The sequence below is a fragment of the Novosphingobium tardum genome (assembly GCF_042652045.1).
In the GTDB taxonomy this organism is placed as follows: domain Bacteria; phylum Pseudomonadota; class Alphaproteobacteria; order Sphingomonadales; family Sphingomonadaceae; genus Novosphingobium; species Novosphingobium tardum.
This window is the reverse complement of record NZ_JBHSDR010000008.1, coordinates 203,071-223,602: the sequence shown is the minus strand read 5'-3', so window position 1 is coordinate 223,602 and position 20,532 is coordinate 203,071. Positions and strand designations below refer to the sequence as shown.

Sequence of the window (20,532 nt, the reverse complement as noted above, 5' to 3'; positions counted from 1 at the left end):
ATTTCCTCTCCCCATTGGATCGCCGGCTGATTATTCGTGCCACCGGTGTCAGCGGGTCCTTAGTCCGTGGGCCGCAGGCAAGGCCAATCCGAATACGGCATGGACCGATGCATTACGCGCACCGATCGCGCCGCGAAGCGTGCTCCGCGAGCTTCATCTAGTCCGCTATTGGCTGGATCATCCCATTCTTCGCCTTGGACCGCCCCAGCGGGTTGGGGTAGCACCGACCGCAACCGCGCGCGCTCGTGACGAGCGGAAAAGAACCGAGGATGCCCATGAACGCCGGCGTAAGGCCGACCCGGATCCGTTACCGGATCATCGCCCTGATCTTCCTGATCACAACGCTTAATTACGCCGACCGGGCGACCTTCTCGATCGCGGGCGAGGCGGCGAGCGGCGAACTCGGACTGTCGGCGATCCAGACCGGCTTCATCCTGTCGGCATTTGCCTGGGCCTATGTGCTGGCGCAGGTTCCCGGAGGATTGCTGCTCGATCGCTTCGGAACCAAGCGGGTTTATGCGGCCGCCATCGCGCTGTGGTCGGTATTCACTTTCAGCCAAGGATTTGTCGGGCTGATAACGGGCCTGTCCGCCGCCGCTACGCTGTTTGCCCTGCGCTTCCTTGTGGGCCTTGCCGAGGCGCCGTCGTTCCCGGGCAATTCGCGGTTGGTCGCCGCCTGGTTTCCGGGGCCCGAGCGCGGAACGGCGACGGCGATCTTCAACAGCGCGCAGTACTTTTCGCTTGTCGTGTTCGCGCCGCTGATGGGCTGGCTGGCGCATGATTACGGCTGGCGCTCGGTCTTCTGGGTGATGGGCGGCATCGGTGTCGTCGCGGCAGCGATGTTCCTTCTCTACATTCACGGCCCCGACCGCCATCCCTCGATAAACGAGGGGGAGCGCGCCGTGATTCGCGACGGAGGCGGACTCGTCACCATGGAGGCAAATTCGCATGAGGGGCCGCGCTTCACCTGGGCCAACGTGCGTCCGCTGCTGACCAGCAGGATGATGCTGGGCATCTACCTTGCCCAATACTGCATCAACGTCCTGACTTATTTCTTCGTCACGTGGTTCCCGATCTACTTGGTGAAGGAGCGGGGGCTGAACATACTTGAGGCGGGGATCGCGGCCGCCGCGCCCGCAGCGTGCGGTTTCGTCGGCGGGTTGGCGGGAGGCTTCGCGTCCGACCTGATCCTGAAGCGAAGCGGCAGCCTCGACCGGGCGCGCAAAATCCCCTTCGTCGCGGGCATGGTCCTGGCGACGATGATCGTCACATGCGTCTGGCTCGAGGCGGAATGGCTAGTGATCGCGGCAATGTCGCTCGCGTTCTTTGGCAAGGGCGTCGCCTCGCTGGGCTGGGCGATCATGGCCGACGTAGCGCCCAAGCGGCTCGCCGGCCTGTCCGCAGGCGTCTTCAACATGTTCGGCAACACTGCAGGGATCGTGACGCCGATCGTGGTGGGGTACATCGTGGGAACCACGGGAAGCTTCGATCTGGCGCTGGCATATGTTGCGCTTCACTGCGTGATCACGATCATCGCAATGACCGTGATAGTCGGGCCGATAAGGCGCCTGGAACTCCCGGCGTGAGGTTCAACAGGCGAACCGTTCTTGCAGGTGGCGCGGCGCTTGCGGCGGCACCGGCGCTGGCGCGGCCCCGTCCCGCGCCAATCGCGATCTCGACGCCGCTCGTCCCGCCGCGCTGGGCACTCCTCCAGCGCCGACTGCTCGCGGCCAACGCCGGGGCATGCGAAGCGTTCTTCGCAAAGTATGTCGGCAATGACGACGAGCTGCTGGCATTCCCGCGCTGGGGGGCCAACGACGGGCCGGACGATGCCGCCGAGTTCACCAACGACTGGGTGATCCTCCACGCGCTTGGCGGGAGCGACCGCCTGCTGACGCTGGCGCAGCGCTTTTGGGAAGGACACTTGCGGCAATATACCCGGGTGCGGACGCGTGCCGTCCCGATCGCACGACAGGGCATGTACCACCGCGAATTTCCGGTTCAGATGGATTGGCAGCACAATGCCGAGGGGCTGACGACGTTCAATGTCATGGGGCTTTCTGCACCGCGTGACCCACGCCTGATCGGGCGCACGCGGCGGTATGCCGATCTTTATACCGGCCGTGACCCTTCGGCCTCGAACTATGATCCCCAGCGGCGGATTGTCAGAAGTCTGCTCAACGGCAGCAGGGGACCGATGCTGCGCGCCGCGACGCCGCTCGACTGGGCGGGCGACCCGTTCGACGCGCGACCTTTCCATCTCGAACACGGCGAGGACGGCTATAGCCAGTTCCTTGCGCATTATGCGGAATATACCGATGTCGTCGGCGACAATCCGCTCAACCTTCAGGCCACCACGCTTGGGCTCAACGCATATGCGCTGGGCGCGGGCGAACGGTTCCGCAGCTGGGCGCTCGACTACATCGACGCCTGGGCTGAACGCGCGCACGCCAACGGGGGGATCTTGCCCAGCAAGGTCGGGCTCGACGGCCGGACGGCACCGGACTGGTGGGGCGGAGTCTACGGCTGGAACTTCGCGCCGGTCGTCCCGCAAACCGGCCAGCGCGAAAGTCGCAACCGCGTGCCCCGATCGATCACCGCGTTCTTCAATGCGCTGCTGCTGACGGGAGACCTCGATTACCTTCACCTCTGGCGTCGGCAGAACGCGGAGATCAACGCCCGGGCGAAGATGATTGACGGCCGGTTTTCGGCTCCGACGATGTACGGCCCCGACGGCTGGTATGACTGGAAACCGGGAACATACCGCGCCAACGGGTTCGAGATCTGGTATGCGACGCAGGATCCCGCCGACCGGGCGCTTGCCGGCGAGGATCCGTGGATCGCATTCCTCGAGGGCACGAATCCGGCATTCCCCGAGACCGCATTGGAGGCCGACCTCGCCAACGTTGCGGATCGCGAGTCGAGGCAACGCGCCGACCCCACGACGCCGGCGACGCGGCTGGCCGACTGGACGCTCGATATCAATCCGGCCAGCGCTACCGCGCTAGTGCAGACGATGACCGGCGGTCTCCATATTGCCCGGCCGCCCTGGTCGAAGACGAGTCCGCCGCAGGGCGGTGTGCCGCTGCACTGCCGCTTGCGCTATTTCGACCCGGCCAAGCGCCGTGCTGGCGTGCCCGACGAAGTCGCGGCACTCGTTCACGGATTAGGCGACCGCGCTACCGAGGTGACCCTCGTGAACATCGGCGCAGCCCCGCGCACGGTCATCGTCCAGGGCGGATCCTATGCCGAGCATCGCATCGACAGCGTTGAAGTTAATGGGAGGGCGCAGCCAGTTGGGGGCCGCGACTTCACCGTTCACCTCGCGCCCCGGTCTGGAGCGCGCCTGAAGCTGGCGATGAATCGATACGCCAACCGGCCGACCTTGTCGTTTCCCTGGGATCGCTAAGATCTAGCCGCCCGGCTTGATGTAGGGCGCGACCGCAAGCAGCCGTCGTTCGGCGCCGCGCGGGTCGTTCTCAACCCGGATCGCCCGGTCGAAGATCATCGTCGCCCGGGTCCGAAGATCGAAGACCGGCCAATCGGGCAAGTCGCCCCCATTCGGATTTCCCGTTCGCGCGAGGCGGATGAAGGCGTCTGACATCGCATTTGCCGCTGAGCGCGCTGCTGGTCCGTCGCCGGTGCGCGCCGCGGACAGGTGAGTGTTGGAGAAAACCAGCCCGATATCGAGCGTATGAAACGCTCCGAGTACGCCTCCCGCGTCGGGCGATGGCAGGTCGAGCTGGTACATCCAGGTCGGTGCGCCGATCTTCGCGCGTTCCTCGGCCTGAATGAGATGGCCTGGCCATGACCGAGCCGCGGTGGAGGCGGCAAGGAGGATCTGTCCTGGCGAACGCTGCGGATACAGCGCCCGGTAGCTGTCGACGAGCCAGGCGGCGTCGACGTCCTTGACGACCTCGCGCTTTAGTCGCTCCGCAAGGTTGTCCCAATTCGTGTCGCCTCGCTTGAGCGTACCGGCGAGCCAGTAGCCCGTCTCGTCGTGAGTATTGCCGACAATGAGCGGGATTCGCGCGGCCCCTTGCGGAGCGTCGGGATAGAACGGATGGCGCGGCAGAATGTGATGGTCGAGCGTCGATGTGAAGCTGATTTCTCCCTTGCCCTCGATCGGGTCGGTCATCGCCATCGCTTCGACCAGCCGCTCGACCGCCAACGAACGGAGCGCGGCGACATCACTCGCGCCTGCGCGCGCCATCCATGCACGCGCCCGCTCGGTCGCGTGGTTCGGCCCGGCGGCGGTCACGTGCTGGCCGCTCATCGTAGCGGCGGAATGAAACAGCGGGCGTGCTTCAGGCATTGCCATCAAGGTGACGGCCTTTGCCCCGCCGCCCGATTGGCCGAAGATCATCACTCGCGACGGATCCCCTCCGAAGCCCGCGATGTTGTCGCGCACCCATTGTAGCGCGAGGACAATGTCGAGGTTGCCGACATTGCCCGACTCCGCAGGCCCGCCCAGCCGCGCCAGATAGGCATAGCCCAAGGCCGCAAGACGGTGGTTCAATGTCACCACCACGACATCGCCCCGCCGGGCCAGATTGCCGCCGTCCGTCACCGGATCGGACCCGGATCCGTGGCTGTGTGCACCGCCGTGGAGATAGACCATTACCGGACGCCGCCCGTGATCCACGCCCGGAGTCCAGATATTGAGAAACAGGCAATCCTCGCTGGTCGGCTCGGCCGACTTTGTCTGCGGGGCGGCGAGGCCGAAGCGGTCCGCCTCGACTAATTCAGTCCAGGGCGAGGGTCGCAGCGCGCGGGCAAAGCGTCGCGTACTCGTATCCGCGCCGTAACGAACGCCCCGAAAGACCAAGAGCCCGGCTTCATTTACGCCGCGGACGCGCCCGTATTGCGTGGTCGCGATCGGGTCCGCATTACGCGCGCGAACGTGCTTAGGCAGGATAAGCGGCGCCGCGACGATCCCGCCAAGGACATCGCGCCGCGTCGTCATGCAGCGACGGCTTCCAGGCATAGTTTGCGCATGGCATCCAGCGCAGGGTTGGCGTTGTCGCGGCGCCAGGCAACGTGCAGCTCTACCGGCCGTTCGGGCGAGGTCACGAGCTGGCGGAACTGAACATCGTCCAGGTGCAGTCCCGTGGCGGATAGCGGCACCACCGCGGCGGCAAGGCCCGCCCTGACCAGGCCCAGCATCGAATGTATCTGCGTCACATGCTGGACGAAGTGCGGCGAAACACCGGCTTCATCGAGAAGCCGCACCAACATGTCGTGGAAATACCCCGCGCCCTGCCGCGAATACATGATCAGGGGCCGGTCCTGGAGGTCTGCCGGCTCAAGCACCGCCTTGGCCTGCAACGCGTCGCCGGGCGGCAGCGCGACGACCAGGGGCTCGGTCAGCATCAGCGCGGTATCAAATTCCTGGCGCGAGATCGGCGGTCGGACGAAGCCGATATCGATAAGCCCGGTAAGCAGGGCATCGACCTGCTCGCCAGTCACCATCTCGCGCAGTTCCAGCTCGATGTTCGGGAGCATGGCGCGCGACTGGGTGACGATCTGCGGGATGAGCGAGTAACCCGATACGGCGGTGAAGCCGATCGCGACCTTGCCGGCATCGCCTTTTGCCACCCTTCGCGCCGACAGGGCGGCACTTTCGGCCAGGCGCACGATCCGCCGCGCTTCGATCAGGAATACCCGCCCGGCCGGAGTCAGGGAGACGTTGCGACTGCTTCGTTCGAGCAGGGTCACGTCGAGTATTCGCTCGAGCAGCTGGATCTGCCGGCTTAGCGGCGATTGCGTCATGTTCAGACGCTGGGCTGCGCGGCCGAAGTGGAGTTCTTCGGCGGCGGCGACGAAGCAGCGGAGCTGGCTGAGTTCGAACATCGCCCGACCCTAACCGGGTCAGGCCGCTGCCGCGAGGCTCTTGGGCGCGACCCGCTCGATCAGCGCCCGCAGTTCGGCATGCTCGGCCTCGCTCAAGTCCGTAAGCGGAGAGCGTACCGCGCCCGCATCGCGGCCGACGATCCGGCATCCGGCCTTCACGATCGATACGGCGTAACCCCTCCCGCGATTACGCAGGGCAATATAGGGCAGGACGAAATCCTTCAGCTGTTTGAGAACCTCGGCCCGGTCGTCGGCGCGCACCGCCTTGTAGAAAGCCAGCGCCCATTCGGGCATGAAGTTGAAGATCGCCGACGAATAAGTCGTAACGCCCATGGTGAGGTAGGGCACCGCGAAGGTTTCTGCGGTCGGCAGTCCGCCGATATAGGTCAGGCGGTTGCCCATACGGGCAAAGATGCGGGTCATCAGTTCGATGTCGCCGACCCCATCCTTGTAACCGACGAGATTGGGGTTGCGGTCGCACAGCCTAGCCAGTGTCTCTTCCTCGACGACGGCGTTGTCGCGGTTATAGACGATCACGCCCTTGCCGGTCGCCCTGCACACGGCCTCGATGTGAGCGGCTAGTCCTTCCTGCGTCGAGTTGACGAGATAGGGCGGAAGCAGCAGCACGCCATCGGCGCCGGCCGCTTCCGCATCGCGCGCCAAGCTGGCCGCGATCGCCGTGCCGTAACCGCAGCCCGCGATGACCGGTACCTTGCCCGCCGCCTCGGAAACCGCCGCGCGAACGACCGCGCCGACTTCGACCGGTGTCAGCGAGAAGAACTCGCCGGTTCCGCCCGCGGCGAAGAGCCCGCTCAGCTCATGCTCCAGCATCCATGCGCAATGCGCGCGATAGGGGACTTCGCTGAACTGCCCGGAGTCATCGAAATGAGTGACAGGGAAGGACAGAAGACCTTCGCCCAGGCTCTGCGCCATTGTCACGGGATCCATCGCAAAACTCCTCTCGCCATCGCTGGCCGCAGCCGCCGACTTGTGTGTCTGCGGTACGGACAAGCGGCAGGAGGGTCCAAACCAAAGCCGCGATGGATTGATGCGCGGATTGGCTAGCTTGGCTGTCGGTCGCCTTGATCGGCAGCAAGCACGGCGTGGGCGTCGTCGGACATCGTCCAGATATCGGCGAACTGGCCTTGCGCGCTGAACAGCGCTGCTGCTGGATCGCCGCCCTGCCAAGCCGTAGCCAAGGCAGGCGCGAGAGGATCGTCCACAAGACCCCACCTGGCCACGTTGTCGCCTCGCACGTGGCGCAGCCATGCGGCAAGCGCTGCGAGCAGCGCCGGGCATGCGCGGCCGCGTCGCTGGTTATCGGCCAGCGTCGCAAGCCAGCGTTGAGGGATCTTCTGGCTGCCATCCATAGCGATCTGGATGAGGCGGTGTTCGAGGGCAGGGTTGGCGAAACGCGCAAGCAGCGCATCGATATACGCCGAGAGATCCTGGCCGGGTGCGGCGGATAGCGTTGGCAGCGCTTCCTCGCGCATCAGCCGCTCGATCAGTATACGCAGCCCAGGGTCCGCTACAGCTTCATGGACGAACGTGTGTCCGCGTTCGAGCCCGAGGTAGGCGAGCGCGGAATGCGCGCCGTTCAGCAGCCGCAGCTTTGCGTTTTCATATGCGGCCACGTCGCCGACCAGTTCGGCTCCCACGGCCTCCCAGCGCGGCCGGGGTCCGGCGAAGCGATCCTCCATCACCCATTGGGTGAAAGGCTCGGTGATCACGGCGGCATCGTCGCGAAGTCCGATACGGTCAGCCAGGCGATCGCGGTCGGCAGCGGTTGTCGCCGGAACGATGCGATCGACCATCGTTGCCGGGCATGTGCACTCGTCGGCGAACCAGGTGGCGAGCGTTGGATCGTGACGTTCGAGATATTCGCCCATCAGCCGCGCTGTCTGCGTTCCGTTGTCGGCAAGGTTGTCGCAGCTGAGCAGCGTCAATCCGCGAAGGCTAGCCTCGCGGCGGCGGCGCAGGCCTGCGGCCAGATAGCGATAGACGCTGCTTTCACTGGCAAGCGCGGGGTCGAGCGAGCCATCGGCGGCGCGGCAGTATCCTTTTTCGGTGATGGTGAGGCTGGCGATGCTTGTCGTTGGGGCGGCAAGGGCGGCAATCACCGCCTCAGTCTGCTCGCTGGCGACGATCACCTTTGCAACCGCGCCGATCAAACGCGTCGCGTCGCCTGCCGCCGAACGCTCGGTCAGGGTATAGAGCCCGTCCTGGGGATTCATCTGCCGGGCGACTTCCGGCGAACGCAGCGAAACGCCGAAGATCGCCCAATCGCGATCTCCGCAATCCATCGCACGGTCGGTGTACCAGGCCTGGTGCGCGCGGTGAAATGCGCCGATCCCGAAGTGGACGATGCCTGGCTTTTGAAGCTGTCGGTCATACGCGAAGCGCTCGACTTCGGGAGCCAGTCTGCCAACCGTGGCCGCGCTGAGCCTCACAGGCGATATGCCTGCTTGACGAAGTTGTAGGCGAGATCCTGCGCGAGTTCCGCAGCCTCCCAATCTTCGAGCCTGTGTTCGGCGACCAGTTCGCCGAGAAATCCGCAATCAATCCGCCGGGCGAGGTCATGGCGCGCGGGGATCGAAAGGAAGGCGCGAGTGTCATCGTTGAAGCCCACGGTGTTGTAGAGTCCGGCGGTTTCGGTCGTCATCCGGCGAAATCGGCGCATGCCTTCGGGGCTGTCGTGAAACCACCAGGCGGGGCCGAGCTTGAGACAGGGATAATGCCCGGCAAGTGGCGCAAGTTCGCGTGCATAGGCGCTCTCGTCGAGAGTGAAGAGGATGATCGAGAGGTCACGTGCGTTGCCGAACCGGTCGAGCAGCGGCTTGAGCGCGTGGACATAATCCGTCCGGGTCGGGATATCGGCGCCTTTGTCGCGGCCGAAGCGGGCGAAGACGCCGGCATTGTGATTGCGGAAACTGCCGGGGTGGATCTGCATGACCAGCCCGTCATCGACACTCATCGCGGCCATTTCGGTCAGCATCTGAGCGCGGAACAGTTCGGCCTCTGCGGCGCCGGCCTTGCCGCCGACGATCTTGTCGAAAAGTGCTGCGGCCTCATGTGGCGAAAGGTTTGCGGTCTGGGCCGTGGGATGGCCGTGATCCGTGCTGGTCGCGCCATGGGCGGCGAAAAAGGCGCGCCGCTTGCGGTGTGCCGCAAGGTAACCGGACCATGAACGGCAATCCTCGCCCGCGAGTTGCGAAAACCGGTCGAGGTTGGCCGAGAAGCCCTCGAACTCGGGATCGACCACGGGGTCGGGGCGATAGGCGGTGACGACCTTGCCGGACCATCCGCTGGCACCGATCGCAGCATGATGTTCCAGGGTGTCGATCGGGCTCTCGGTGGTGGCGATGACCTCGATCCCTAAGCGCTCGAACAAGGCGCGCGGGCGGAACGCATCGGTGGCAAGCGCTTCGGTGATCATATCGAAGTACAGATCGCTGGTTTCGGCATCGAGCCGAACCTCGATCCCGAACGCTTCTGCGAAAACCCAGTCCAGCCAGACGCGCGACGGCGTTGCACGGAACAGGTGATAGCGCTCCGCAAACAGCCGCCATGCTGCGCGGGCATCGACGGTCGGATTGCCCACTCCCAGCGATTCCAGCGAAACGCCTTGCGAATAGAGCATCCGGAATACGTAGTGATCGGGCACCAGAAGCAGGTCGGTGGCATTGCCAAAGGAAGTATTGGTCGCAAACCACGACGGATCGGTGTGACCGTGGGGGCTGACGATCGGCAGGTTCATGACGCTGGCGTACAGCTCGCGCGCGATTGCTTGCGCCTTGGGCTCGACCGGCAGCAGCCGGTCCGGGTGGAGGACAAGCGGGCGAGACATGGAAATCCTTCTCAATCGGACAGGGCGGTGAAGCGGAAATCGCGAAACTTCGCCTCGCGGGGACCGGCGGCGTAGAGGCCCGGCCTAAGCATCAGGAAGCCGCCGCGAACGTTGTGGTGGTAGCCCGACACTTCCATTCCGCGGTCGAACCTGCGCCAGGTCCTTCCGCCGTCGGCGCTGGTGTGGAAGGAGACGATGTGACGACGGTTCGTCACGCGCATCCGCATTCGCGCGCCGTGCGGGTTGACCGGGCGGCCGCGCTCCATGCCGTATTGGTGCGTGACGAAGCGGGCGGCGTCGAACCCCAGCCCGCAATAGAGCTTGTCGTCATAGAACAGCACCATTCCGGCGGTCCCGCCGGGCGCAAGTTCGATGTCGCATTCGAACTGGTAGCTGGTGTCGCCGGCAATCAACAGCAGCGGCGATCCGCTCGATGGGGCAAGACCCTTGCCTGCAAGGTGCAGCGTGTTCTGCGCGACGCGAGCACGCGTGGCCTCGTTGCTGGCGGGCCGGAAGAACGACCATTTGCGGCCCAGGTCGAGTGTCGCGAAATCGTCGGATAGCGCGATTCCATGCGGCACCGCCGTGCCGCCGCGGGGCTTGCCCAGCGGGGCCGCAAGATCACCGCCCTTCATGCGAAACCAGCCGTCAGCGGTCCACTCGACCGGATCGAGCAGGCATTGCCGGCCCAGCGTCCAGAAATCCTTTTCGTAGCCATGATAGAGCGACCACCACGATCCGTCCGGCCCTTCGACCAGCGAAGCGTGGCCGCGCGACCACCAGGCTTCGGCGTTGCTGCGGGTACGGACGAGGGGGTTCCCCGGATGCTGCTCCCACGGCCCGTGGATCGACCGGGATCGCGCGGCTATCACCATGTGGCCCGTCGGTGGACCGGCCGTGCCGCCCACGGCGGTTAGCATGTAGAACCACCCCCCGTGGCGATGTATCTTCGGTCCTTCCGGGGAGAAGCCTTCTACGTCCCACTCCTCGGGATAATGCCACGGATCGTAGACATGCTCGACCTTGCCAGCGAGCGACAGGCCGTCGTCCGCCAGCCGCACCCGGTCGCCGCCCGACAGGAACAGCCACCGCGAACCGTCCTCGCCCACCGCATGGCAGGGGTCGATGTGCTCGTGCAGGCCCAATGGCACCGGGTCGGACCACGGACCGTCGATCCCGTCGGCCCAGCACACGAAGATGTCGTTCGGCTCGGCCTTGACCGGTATGTACAGGAAGTAGCGACCACCGTGCTTTTCCAGACTGACCGCCCATACCGAGCCGATGTTGCGGGTGAGCGCGGCCCCGCGCGGCTGCCAGTTCACCAGGTCGCGCGAATGCCAGATCGTCAGCCCGGGGTAAGATACGAAGCTCGAAAAAGTCAGGTAGTAGTCCCGCCCGTCCTTGAGGATCGCGGGGTCGGGCCGGTCTCCGGACAAAACCGGATTGAGGAAGCGTCCGTCGCCAAGGTCGGCGATGCGCTGGTTGTCGAACCCTCGCCGCAATGTGGTCGCTTTGGACTTCGCAGCGGGTGCTGCGCCTGCCGCGCTCTGCGGCAGAATGGCCGCGAGCGCCGAAAGCGCGCCTGCCTTCAGCGTGTCCCGCCGGTCGGCCTTCATCCCAGCACCGTGGTTCGCGCCCAGGCGCGCCACAAATCGGGCCACACCTCCACGGGCTTGCCGACTGCCTTGCGCAGGCCGAACCCGTGCCCACCGCTAAGGAATAGGTGGGTTTCGACCGGAATCCCGCGCGCCTTCAGCGCGGCGCGAAGGCGCAGGCTATTCTCGACCGGAACGACGTCGTCGTCCTCGGCGTGGAGGAGAAAGTGGGGCGGCGCGTCGGCCGGGATGTTTCGTTCGGGTGAATGGGCGATTTCCAACGCCGGAGTGGGTGCACTGCCAAGCAGGAGGCGGCGTGAGCCGGAATGCGCGATGGCAGAGTCCATGCTGACCACCGGGTAGATCGGCGCGGCGGAGCAGGGCTTTGCCGAAAGTCGATCCGCAGCATCGACCGGCTTGTAGACTGGGGCGGCGAACCGCGCGGCAAGATCGGAGCAGACATGTCCCCCGGCCGAAAAGCCCATCGCGGCGACACGCTCGGGATCGATCGCCAGATCGCGAGCGCGGTGTCGGATCAGGCGCATCGCGCGTTGCGCGTCAGCGAGGGGCGTGTCGGGTCCGCTCGCCCAGCCCTCTCCGGGGAGGCGATAAAACAGGACGAAGGCAGTGAAGCCGCGCCCTGCCAGCCAGCGCGCCATTTCGTAGCCTTCCTTGTCGACCACGACCCAGCGATATCCCCCGCCGGGCATGAGCAGCACCGCGCCGCCGTTGGGGCGGTCGGGCCGGAATACCGCCATCCGCGAGCGGGAAATCCCGTAGACGGCGCGGTCGCTTACCAGTGGATCGGTCGATCGCTCGTCGACCGTCTCGGTGAGCGCATGTGAAGGCGCCCCGGGCGCGCCTTGCGGCCACAGGTCGATCGTCTCGAACGGTTGGGGCAAGCCGGGCGGCAGGGCCTTGGCGGCGAGGGGAGGCGGAGTCTGCGCCTCCGCCCGGACCGCGAGGCCGGCAACAAGGCTCGAGACGATGAGCGATCGTCGGTCGATTCCCATTGCGCGGCCCTCAATCCTTCAGTGCGCCGGGGCGCAGGTTCGTTACATCTTCAGCCGGGCACCGAACAGGATGGTGCGGCCGAAGTGGTTGTTCTCGTAGTTGCGATCCGCATCGAAGTCGGTGAAGCGGTAGCGATACTCGTCTGTCAGGTTGTTGCCCTCAACCGAAACCTCGAGCCACTCCGTCAGCTTGTAGCGGACCGATGCGTCGATGTTGGTCGTCGGGCCGTAGCCTTCGAAGATATTGCCGGTCCCGCTGTTGGCGTCGATGTAACGGCCGCGATAGCTGGCCGAGACGCGGGCGCTGAAGCGGCCGTCGTCGTAGTACAGCGTGCCGTTGTAGGCGCGCTTGGACACGCCGAACAGCGTTGCCCGGCGGATCGAGTTCACCAGCGGGCCGCCTGGGGTGACCGCCGGTCCCTGCACCGCGTAATCGGCGTTGCTCTTGATGAACGTGGCATTCGCCAGGATGCCGAAGTTGCTGAGGATACCGTTGTCGATGAACGCCTTGAACGGGATCTGCGCGGCAAGTTCCACGCCCTTCAGCGTCGCGCCGGTCCCGTTGACCGTGGTCGAAATGGTCCAGATCGGCTGGCTCAACAGAGCCGGGTTTAGCGCGGCGGGCGAGGAAGGGACGAGCACCGATACCGGCAGGCCCGTCTGGGTGAAGGTCGCGTTGGTGATGACCGAGGAAACCGGGAAGCTTTGCACGTCCTTCTTGAACAAGGCGACCGAGAGGATCGCTTGCGGCGCGAAGTACCATTCGACGCCCAGGTCGTAATTGGTCGCGCGGAAGGGCTCGAGGAACGGGTTGCCGTTCGTCACCCGGAAGTTGAACCCGTCAGCGGAGCCGCCGGGCGTCAGGTTGCCCAGCGTCGGCCGGGTCATCACGTCGGCAACCGCGGCGCGGACGATGATGTCCGGCGTCGGGAACAGCGCCAAGTTGAACGCGGGCAGCCAGTCCTCGTAACTACGCTTGACGGTCGCCTTGTTGCCGCTGACCAGGCCGTACGACGACTGGTCGGTCTTGACGTAGCGGATGCCGGCGTTGAGCGCGTATTCGAGGCCCAAGATATCGCCCTTGGCATCGAATTGCAGGTAGGCACCCTTGGTGGTTTCCTGAACTCCCCGATTGTTGCCGGCGTCGAGCACCAGCGGACGGCTGTAAAGCTGCGTGAACGCGGTGGTTGCGGGCAGGTTGGCTACCAGCCACTGGTCGGTAGTACCCGAAGGTTGGCCGGCATTGCCGAGGTTGAACGTCTGCGACAGCGCGCTGGTCACCGGGAAGCCGTAGATCGCGGTCGGCCCGAACAGCGAACTGGGTGAGCAGGCGATGGTGCCCGAAGTGCTGGTGACGATGCTCGTGCCGCCGTTGCCGCAGACCGCAGTGTCGCGGGTGAACGCCACGATATCGTAGTTGAAGCGACGCCACACGGCACCGGCCTTCACGGTGAACCCGTCTGTCACGTCCCATTCGGTGCGAAGCTGCCCCGTCTTGAACCTGTTGGTGACGTTCGAGGGACGGTCCCGGATTTCGGAAAGCTGGAAGACCGAAGGATCGGTGACGCTGGTGCCGAAAGTCAGCACCGGGTTATGCATGTCGGAATAGTCGTAGAAATATCCCTGCGCGTCCTTGTCGTCGAACAGGATCGTCGTTTCGACCGGGATATCGGCGTCGGACTTGGAGAAGCCGCCCAGCAGGGTCGCGCGGAAATTGTCCGTGATGTCCTGATCGAGGGTTCCGCCGATCTGGTAGAAGTCGGTCTTCGACTTGCGCAGGTAATGCTCGGTGCGCACGTAAGCGTCATTGAGTGTTGCCGAAACCAGGTTGTTGTCGGCGTCGTAGGTCGGGTTGAGAACATCGATCGACCGCTCGTTCGAGCGCAGCAGGACTTCGGCCCACTGCTCCTCGCGCGCCTCCTTGAAGCGGGAGAACAGCGCGTCGAGCGAGAGCTTGGTGCGGTCGGTCGGTTCGAACTGAATCGACCCGGTCACGCCCAGACGCTCACGGTCATGGCCGATCTCGCCGTAGCGCGGGATGCGGGGATGGAAGGCGAGCGCGGCCTTGTCGCACGCGGCGCTGGAGCGATAGACCCCGCCGGAATTAGTCGCGGGCGTCGTGCTCGTCGCGGTGGTGTAGAAGCACGGCGTGCCGCTGACTGAATCGAACCTCGATTGCGCCCAGCGCACGCTGTTGTTGCCCAGTTCCAGCGTCTTGATGTTCGAATAGGCGGCGGAGACTGCGGCGCCGAACGTGCCGGCATCGTTCTTCCAGCTCAGCAGACCGGCGACGCGCGGGCCGACGTTCTCGGACAGGTCGTTGTACGAACCGATCAGCGACAGCGCGCCGTGCAGGCCCGCCTTGCCGGCTATGGGGTTGCCGGTGTTGAGATCGACAACCGCGCCAAGCGAACCTTCGTCGAGTGAGGCTTCTGCAGTCTTGTGAACCACCAGGCTGCTGAACAGCTCGGAAGCGAAGACGTTGAAGTCGAAGGCACGATCGCGATTGGACGAAGCACCATCGGTTGATGTCGCGACCGTCTCGAGCCCATTCAGGCGAACACGGGTGAACTGTGCGCCAAGCCCGCGGACGGTGATCGCGCGGCCTTCGCCCGCATCGCGCTGGATCGAGATGCCGGGAATGCGCTGGAGCGATTCCGCCAGGTTCTGGTCGGGGAACTTGGCGATATCCTCGGCGACGATGGCGTCGACCGCGGAAACCGACTGCTTCTTGACGTTCAGCGCCGCCTGTAGGGACTGACGAAAACCGGTGACGACGATCTCGTCCGCGACCTCGGTTGGGTCGTCGACGGTCGCGGCAGCCTGCGGCGCGGCAGCGGCGGGGTCAGTCTGCGCCAGCGCAAACGACGGGAAGCTGAGGGCGCTACCGGCGACCAACGCCAGCTTGAAGAACGATGCGCGGCGGCAATGCAGGTTCATCTCTGTCTCTCCCTTGAACGCTATGTCTGCGCCTTCTGACACCGGTGTCTCTCAGGGGCCTGCAAGGAGAAGGGGATTCGGCGACCGCAACGCTTCGCGGCTGGGGCCGATCCCTCGACCAATAGGCCGGTTGCTAGGGTAACCGGTGTCATTTTCTATTGCCCGCCGCGCGTCACTCTGTCAAGAACTGCGGCGGGAGAACGATAAAATGTCTGCAAAAAGCTCATTTATCCGGTCGTTTGGCGCGGCCGCGGCCTTTATCCTGGCTGGCATATCATCCGGTGCTACGGCACAGAATCACCCCGCTGATCCAACAGCGGGCGGCGCCGGTGGCCGTATCATCCGGGTAACGACTCTGGCGAAGGAGGGACCGGGTTCGCTGAAGGCTGCGATCGATGCCAAGGGACCCCGAATCGTAGTTTTCGAGGTCGGCGGTGTGATCGACCTGGGCCGCAGCACCCTTACCATTTCGGAGCCGTTCCTGACCGTCGCCGGGCAGACCGCGCCTTCGCCAGGTATCACCATCGTGCGCGGCGGGATCGACCTGAAGGGTCACGACGTGATCCTCAGCCACTTGCGCGTGATGACCGGCGCGGACGGCCAAGCCAAGCTGAGCGGCTGGGAGGCCGATGCATTCTCGACCGTCGCCGCACGCGACGTGGTCGTTGAGCATTGCAGCTTCCTGTGGGGAATAGACGAGAACATGTCCGCGTCCGGCCCGCGCTTCGAGGGGCGCAACCTTGCCGAATGGCGGGCCAACACCAGCCATAATGTCGTTTTCCGCGAGAACCTTGCTGCCGAAGGGCTGGCCAATTCCAGCCACCCCAAAGGGGAACACTCCAAGGGCTCGCTCATCCACGACAACACGACCGGAATTGTCTTCTATCGTAATGTCTGGGCCCACAACGTCGAGCGCGCGCCGCTGATCAAGGGCGGTGCCCAGGCGTTGATGATCAACAACCTCGTCTACAACCCCGGCCATCGCGCGGTTCACTACAACCTGATGAACCTCGAATGGACCGGGCACGACTACGTGACCGGCGAGATCACGGCGGTCGGCAATGTCCTTCGCGGCGGCAACGACACCGACGAGGGGCTGCCGTTCCTCATGCTTGGCGGCGATGGGGACCTCGCTTACTACGGGCGCGACAACCGTGCAGTAGACCGCCACGGCAACGCGTTGCCGCAGTTCGGCCGCTACGGGGAAACCGGCGCCAAGCTGGTCGAAGCGAAAAAGCCGCTGGCCAGTCTGGTGGGCTACACAGTGATGCCATCCGGCGAAGTCGAGACGAGCCTTCTCGCAAGCGTCGGGGCGAGGCCTTGGGACCGGGCGCCCGACGATATCCGCATACTGTTCTTCGTCGCCGAAGGTCGGGGCGACATCATCGACGATGAGCACGAAGTCGGGCCGGGCTATCCTTCGCCAGCGCCGACGCGCGCGAAATTCGTCGAGGCCGACTGGAACCTGGCGGCGATGACGCCCAGGTCGGGCCGCTACCCGGGGCAGAAGGACGTCGCACAGGAAAAGCTCAGCCCGCGTGACGCCGCAATGCGGGAGCCGCCCAAATGAGCCTGTCGGCCGCTGCCCTGTTCCTCCTCGCCGCCGCGCCGCCGATGGCGGTGATAGACGAACGCGACACGATGCGCCGCGAACCTACGCCGCACGGCAAGATCGGGATGAGCACCGCCTATCGGATCAGCGACTCGGTGCCCCAGCCGCGGATGATGGAATTTCGTCGCCGCATCCTCGACCGCGGCGCGGCGATCGGGGAACATCCTATCGCGCACGACGAGGTCTATTACGTGCTTGAAGGAGAAGGCGAGGTTCTTTCCGACGGGAAGCGCGCCAAGCTTGTCAAAGGAATGACCGCCTACCTTTACCGCGGCGCTTCGGTCGGCATCTGGCAGAAGGGCAAAAAGCCGTTGTCGCTGATTATCGCCTATCCGGTCGAGAAGCCTTAGCTGCGGACCTTCAGCTCCCGGGCTGGACGTAAGGCGCGATCGACCACAGTTCGCGTTCCCAGCGGCGCGGATCGTTCTCGACCCGGATCGTCTCGCCCACCACCAGCGTCGCCCGATCGGGCAGGCCATAAGGGGTCCAGGACTCAAGGCCCGGCCGCCCGGTTCGCGCAAGCCCGGCGAAGGCCCCCTGCAACGCGTCGCGCGTGGCGAGGGCGGCGGCGTCGGTACCCGACTTGCTGCCCGGCGCGCCGAGCGTGCCGAAGACATAGGGAATATCGTCGGTATGCGCCGCGCCCCGCAACGGATCGAGCGGGGAGGGGCGGTCGAGTTGGTACACCCAGGTCCGATCCGCACCCGCCCGGGCGCGTGCATCGGCTTCGATCACCTGACCCGGCCAGCTGCGGCCGGCGGTTGTCGCGGCATAAAACACCCGCTCGGCGGTCCATTCGGGGTGTTGTTGGCGGTAGCGTTCCACAACCCACCAGGCATCGAGGTCGATCTTGATTTCGGGCGCGATCCGCTCGGCAAGGTTGTCCCAGTTCAGGCCCTGCAGCTTGGGTCCTCGCGGATCGAGGAAAGCGCGTGTCTCGTCGCGAGTATTTCCGAGAATCATAGGCACGCCAAGCGACTGGGGCGCCGCATCGGGCCAGAACGGATGGCGCGGCAGGTTCGTCATGTCGAGCACGGGACCGAAGTATAGCGAGCCGCCCATGACTGGATCCGTGGCGCCAAGACCCTCGATCAGCCGCTCGAGCGGCATCGTTCGCAGGCCCTCGACATCTCCCCTGGAGAGCTTCAGCGCAGCGAGCAGAGCCTCCGTTCTTCGCCATGCGTTGTTGGGGCCGCTGGCGACGACCTGCTGGCCGCTCATCGTCGCGGCGGCATGGAACAGGCCCCGTGCCGAGGGCATTGCCATCAGTGTGGCGATCTTGGCCCCGCCTCCGGACTGGCCGAAGACCATCACTCGCGAAGGATCTCCGCCAAAAGCCACGATTCGGTCACGCACCCAGTGCAGCGCGAGGATCAGGTCAAGCTGACCAAGATTGCCACTGTCGGCAAAGGCTGACCCGAGCGGCTTGAGCCAGGAATAGCCCAGCGCGTTCAGCCTGTGGTTGACGGTGACGACGACGACATCCGCCTGGGCCGCCAGCTTCGCCCCATGCGTGAGTGGATCGGTGACGGTTCCGTTGCTGTAGGCTCCGCCGTGGAAATAGACCATGACCGGGCGCCGCGCCGTCACGTTGGCATCGGGCGTCCAGACGTTCAGGGAGAGGCAATCCTCGCTCATCGGTTCGTTCGCGCCCGAGCGTTGCGGCGCAATCGGGCCAAATCGGTCGGCACGGACCGGGGGACCGGTCCACGGTTCGGCCACGGGGCGCGCAAAGCGGGCCGCACGGCCGTATCGTACGCCCTTGAAGGCAAGAACACCGTCTTCTCGAATGCCGGTGTAGCGGCCCACGCGCGGTGCGGAGGTGTTTCGGCCCCAACTTGGCGCGGGCACCAGCAGGGCCGCCGCCGCGCTGCTCTTCAGCACCATGCGGCGCGTGAGATCAGCGCCTGACATCGCCCGAAACCGCGCTGAAGGCATCGAGGTCAGATCCTCGAACAAGGCAAAGGTCCCCGGGGAGTGCATGCTTGAGGGCGGCGAGGGCCAGCCCGGTTTCGGCCATCGCCGCCGCCCCGCCCCGTTCGAGCCAGCGATGCAGCACACCTACGGCGAAGGCGTCGCCGGTTCCGATCCGGTCGACGATGCCGGTCACGTCGATTTGAGTGGTCTGCACAGCATTGTCGCGCAGATCGACGCGCGCGGACAGGCGATGATGGCTGGCGGTAACCAGGTGTCGCGCTGTCGAGGCCACGACCTGCAGGCGGGGCATGGCGGCAAAGATTGCCTCCGCCGCCTCGCGACGTCGCTCGGGTCCGTCGCCCGAGAAGCTGTGGCCGAGAAGCAGCGAGATGTCGCGGTGATTGCCGATAAGGATCGTTGCGGCGGACACCAGTTCACGCAGGATTGCGGGCGGATCGCTATCCCAGCTTTCCCACAGGGCGGCGCGGTAATTGCCATCGAAACAAACCGGGATTCCCGCTGCCTGCGCCGCCGCGACGGCATCCTTCGCAAGCGCGACGCCCTTTGGCCCCAGCGCCGGGGTGATCCCGGAAAGATGCAGCAGCGCCGCGCCCTCGAGCGCGGCGGCAAACCCGATGTCGGCAGGGTCGCACTCGGCAAATGCACTTCCAGCGCGGTCGTAAGTGATTGCCGCCGGGCGCAAGCCCGCGCCCTGTTCGAGGAAATAGAGGCCCAGCCTGCCGGGGCCGCGCGAGAGGAACTGCGTGTCCACACCTGCGGCGGAAAGTGCGGCGCGGACTTTTTCGCCCAAAGGGTTGTCGGGTACGCGGCTGAGGTAGCTGGCAGCGCGACCAAGCGTCGCAAGGCCTGCCGCCACGTTAGCTTCGGCGCCGCCCACGGTGAGCTCGAGCGCTTCGGCCTGGACCATGAGCCGCGCGCCGGGCGGAGTGAGCCGGATCAGCGGTTCGCCGAAGCAGACGACGTGGCCGGGTGACTTCATCGGGCTAGCCAGCCTCCGTCCACCGCCAGGATGTGCCCGGTAACGTAGTCAGAAGCCGACGATGCCAGAAACACCGCAGCACCGGCGATGTCTTCGGCGCGTCCCCAACGACCGGAGGGAATGCGCTCCAGAATTTGGCGGCTTCGGATTTCGTCCTCGCGAAGGGCGGTAGTGTTGTTCGTCGCGATGTAGCCCGGTGCGATTGCGTTGACCTGGACACCGCTGGGCGCAAGCTCGTTCGCCATCGCCTTGGTGAGGCCTGCCACGCCGGACTTTGCCGCTGCGTAGCTGGGCACGCGGATGCCCCCCTGGAACGAGAGCAGCGAGGCGATGTTGACGATCTTTCCCGATCTGCGCGCCGCCATGTGACGGGCTGCGGCCTGGCTGAGGAAGAACAGCGACTTTAGGTTTGTGTCGATCACCGCGTCCCAATCGTCCTCGGAAAAATCCAGAAGATCCTCCCGGCGGATTATCCCGGCGTTGTTGACGAGAATGTCGATCCGCCCGAGCCTGGAGAGCGCCTCGTCGATCACCCGCCCTACGGGTTCGATTGAGGCGAAATCGGCGCTGATGTCGATGGCCTTGCGGCCCGCCGCCTCGATCTGCGCCAGGGTGTCGGTCGGTCGTGAACGGCCGGCAACCGCCACGTCCGCGCCGGCTTCGGCAAGCGCGACCGCAATGGCTTGGCCGATGCCGGTGTTGGCCCCGGTAACCAGCGCCGCGCGACCGGCGAGCGAAAAGGAGATCGCCATCGC

Annotated in this window: 14 protein-coding genes and 1 pseudogene; 4 read left to right on the top strand and 11 right to left on the bottom strand. The window is 65.3% G+C overall.

The features are described from left to right. The first annotated feature begins 269 nt into the window (after positions 1-269). Positions 270-1,586, top strand: coding sequence for an MFS transporter (locus tag ACFO0A_RS14985; protein WP_379539945.1), 1,317 nt, complete (start codon positions 270-272; stop codon positions 1,584-1,586). Then, positions 1,583-3,409, top strand: coding sequence for a DUF8034 domain-containing protein (locus ACFO0A_RS14980; protein ID WP_379539944.1), 1,827 nt, complete (start codon positions 1,583-1,585; stop codon positions 3,407-3,409). Before ACFO0A_RS14985 ends, ACFO0A_RS14980 begins: the two co-directional genes overlap by 4 nt. Positions 3,410-3,412: 3 nt before the next feature. Here ACFO0A_RS14980 and ACFO0A_RS14975 read toward each other — a convergent pair whose 3' ends face one another. The 8 genes from ACFO0A_RS14975 to ACFO0A_RS14940 form a co-directional block, all read right to left on the bottom strand. Further along, the gene (locus ACFO0A_RS14975; RefSeq protein ID WP_379539942.1) at positions 3,413-4,966 is read right to left on the bottom strand and encodes a carboxylesterase/lipase family protein; all 1,554 of its coding nucleotides are present in this window, start codon (positions 4,964-4,966) and stop codon (positions 3,413-3,415) included. Continuing rightward, positions 4,963-5,853 carry a LysR family transcriptional regulator gene (locus tag ACFO0A_RS14970; RefSeq protein WP_379539940.1) on the bottom strand — a complete coding sequence of 297 codons (891 nt, stop codon included), beginning with the start codon at positions 5,851-5,853 and terminating at the stop codon, positions 4,963-4,965. Before ACFO0A_RS14970 ends, ACFO0A_RS14975 begins: the two co-directional genes overlap by 4 nt. Before the next feature lie 18 nt (positions 5,854-5,871). Continuing rightward, positions 5,872-6,801 (bottom strand): 5-dehydro-4-deoxyglucarate dehydratase, encoded by a 930-nt coding sequence (gene kdgD, locus ACFO0A_RS14965; RefSeq protein WP_379539938.1) that lies wholly within the window; start codon positions 6,799-6,801, stop codon positions 5,872-5,874. Between the two features lie 113 nt (positions 6,802-6,914). After that, the gene (locus ACFO0A_RS14960) at positions 6,915-8,303 is read right to left on the bottom strand and encodes a mannitol dehydrogenase family protein (RefSeq protein WP_379539937.1); all 1,389 of its coding nucleotides are present in this window, start codon (positions 8,301-8,303) and stop codon (positions 6,915-6,917) included. After that, the gene (gene uxaC / locus ACFO0A_RS14955; protein WP_379539935.1) at positions 8,300-9,700 is read right to left on the bottom strand and encodes a glucuronate isomerase; all 1,401 of its coding nucleotides are present in this window, start codon (positions 9,698-9,700) and stop codon (positions 8,300-8,302) included. Before uxaC ends, ACFO0A_RS14960 begins: the two co-directional genes overlap by 4 nt. Positions 9,701-9,711: 11 nt before the next feature. After that, positions 9,712-11,316 (bottom strand): family 43 glycosylhydrolase, encoded by a 1,605-nt coding sequence (locus ACFO0A_RS14950; RefSeq protein WP_379539933.1) that lies wholly within the window; start codon positions 11,314-11,316, stop codon positions 9,712-9,714. Next, positions 11,313-12,308 carry an alpha/beta hydrolase gene (locus ACFO0A_RS14945; protein ID WP_379539931.1) on the bottom strand — a complete coding sequence of 332 codons (996 nt, stop codon included), beginning with the start codon at positions 12,306-12,308 and terminating at the stop codon, positions 11,313-11,315. Before ACFO0A_RS14945 ends, ACFO0A_RS14950 begins: the two co-directional genes overlap by 4 nt. A 42-nt stretch (positions 12,309-12,350) precedes the next feature. Next, the gene (locus ACFO0A_RS14940) at positions 12,351-15,248 is read right to left on the bottom strand and encodes a TonB-dependent receptor (protein WP_379539930.1); all 2,898 of its coding nucleotides are present in this window, start codon (positions 15,246-15,248) and stop codon (positions 12,351-12,353) included. A 301-nt stretch (positions 15,249-15,549) separates the two neighbouring features. On the opposite strand from ACFO0A_RS14940, the pseudogene ACFO0A_RS14935 reads away from it, so the two are divergent. Further along, positions 15,550-16,818: pseudogene (locus ACFO0A_RS14935) on the top strand (pectate lyase family protein); the annotation flags it as partial. Continuing rightward, the gene (locus ACFO0A_RS14930; RefSeq protein WP_379539928.1) at positions 16,815-17,210 is read left to right on the top strand and encodes a cupin domain-containing protein; all 396 of its coding nucleotides are present in this window, start codon (positions 16,815-16,817) and stop codon (positions 17,208-17,210) included. The pseudogene ACFO0A_RS14935 and the gene ACFO0A_RS14930, both read left to right, overlap by 4 nt. Before the next feature lie 10 nt (positions 17,211-17,220). Here the strand turns inward: ACFO0A_RS14930 and ACFO0A_RS14925 are convergent, their stop codons facing one another. From ACFO0A_RS14925 to kduD, 3 genes are read right to left on the bottom strand one after another with little or no spacing between them, the layout of a single operon-like run. Next, positions 17,221-18,774: a carboxylesterase/lipase family protein gene (locus ACFO0A_RS14925; RefSeq protein WP_379539926.1), complete on the bottom strand. Its 1,554-nt coding sequence runs from the start codon at positions 18,772-18,774 to the stop codon at positions 17,221-17,223. Further along, positions 18,761-19,777 (bottom strand): sugar kinase, encoded by a 1,017-nt coding sequence (locus ACFO0A_RS14920; protein WP_379539925.1) that lies wholly within the window; start codon positions 19,775-19,777, stop codon positions 18,761-18,763. Before ACFO0A_RS14920 ends, ACFO0A_RS14925 begins: the two co-directional genes overlap by 14 nt. Continuing rightward, positions 19,774-20,529: a 2-dehydro-3-deoxy-D-gluconate 5-dehydrogenase KduD gene (gene kduD / locus ACFO0A_RS14915; RefSeq protein ID WP_379539924.1), complete on the bottom strand. Its 756-nt coding sequence runs from the start codon at positions 20,527-20,529 to the stop codon at positions 19,774-19,776. The genes ACFO0A_RS14920 and kduD overlap by 4 nt, the downstream gene beginning before the upstream one ends. Positions 20,530-20,532: the final 3 nt, after the last annotated feature.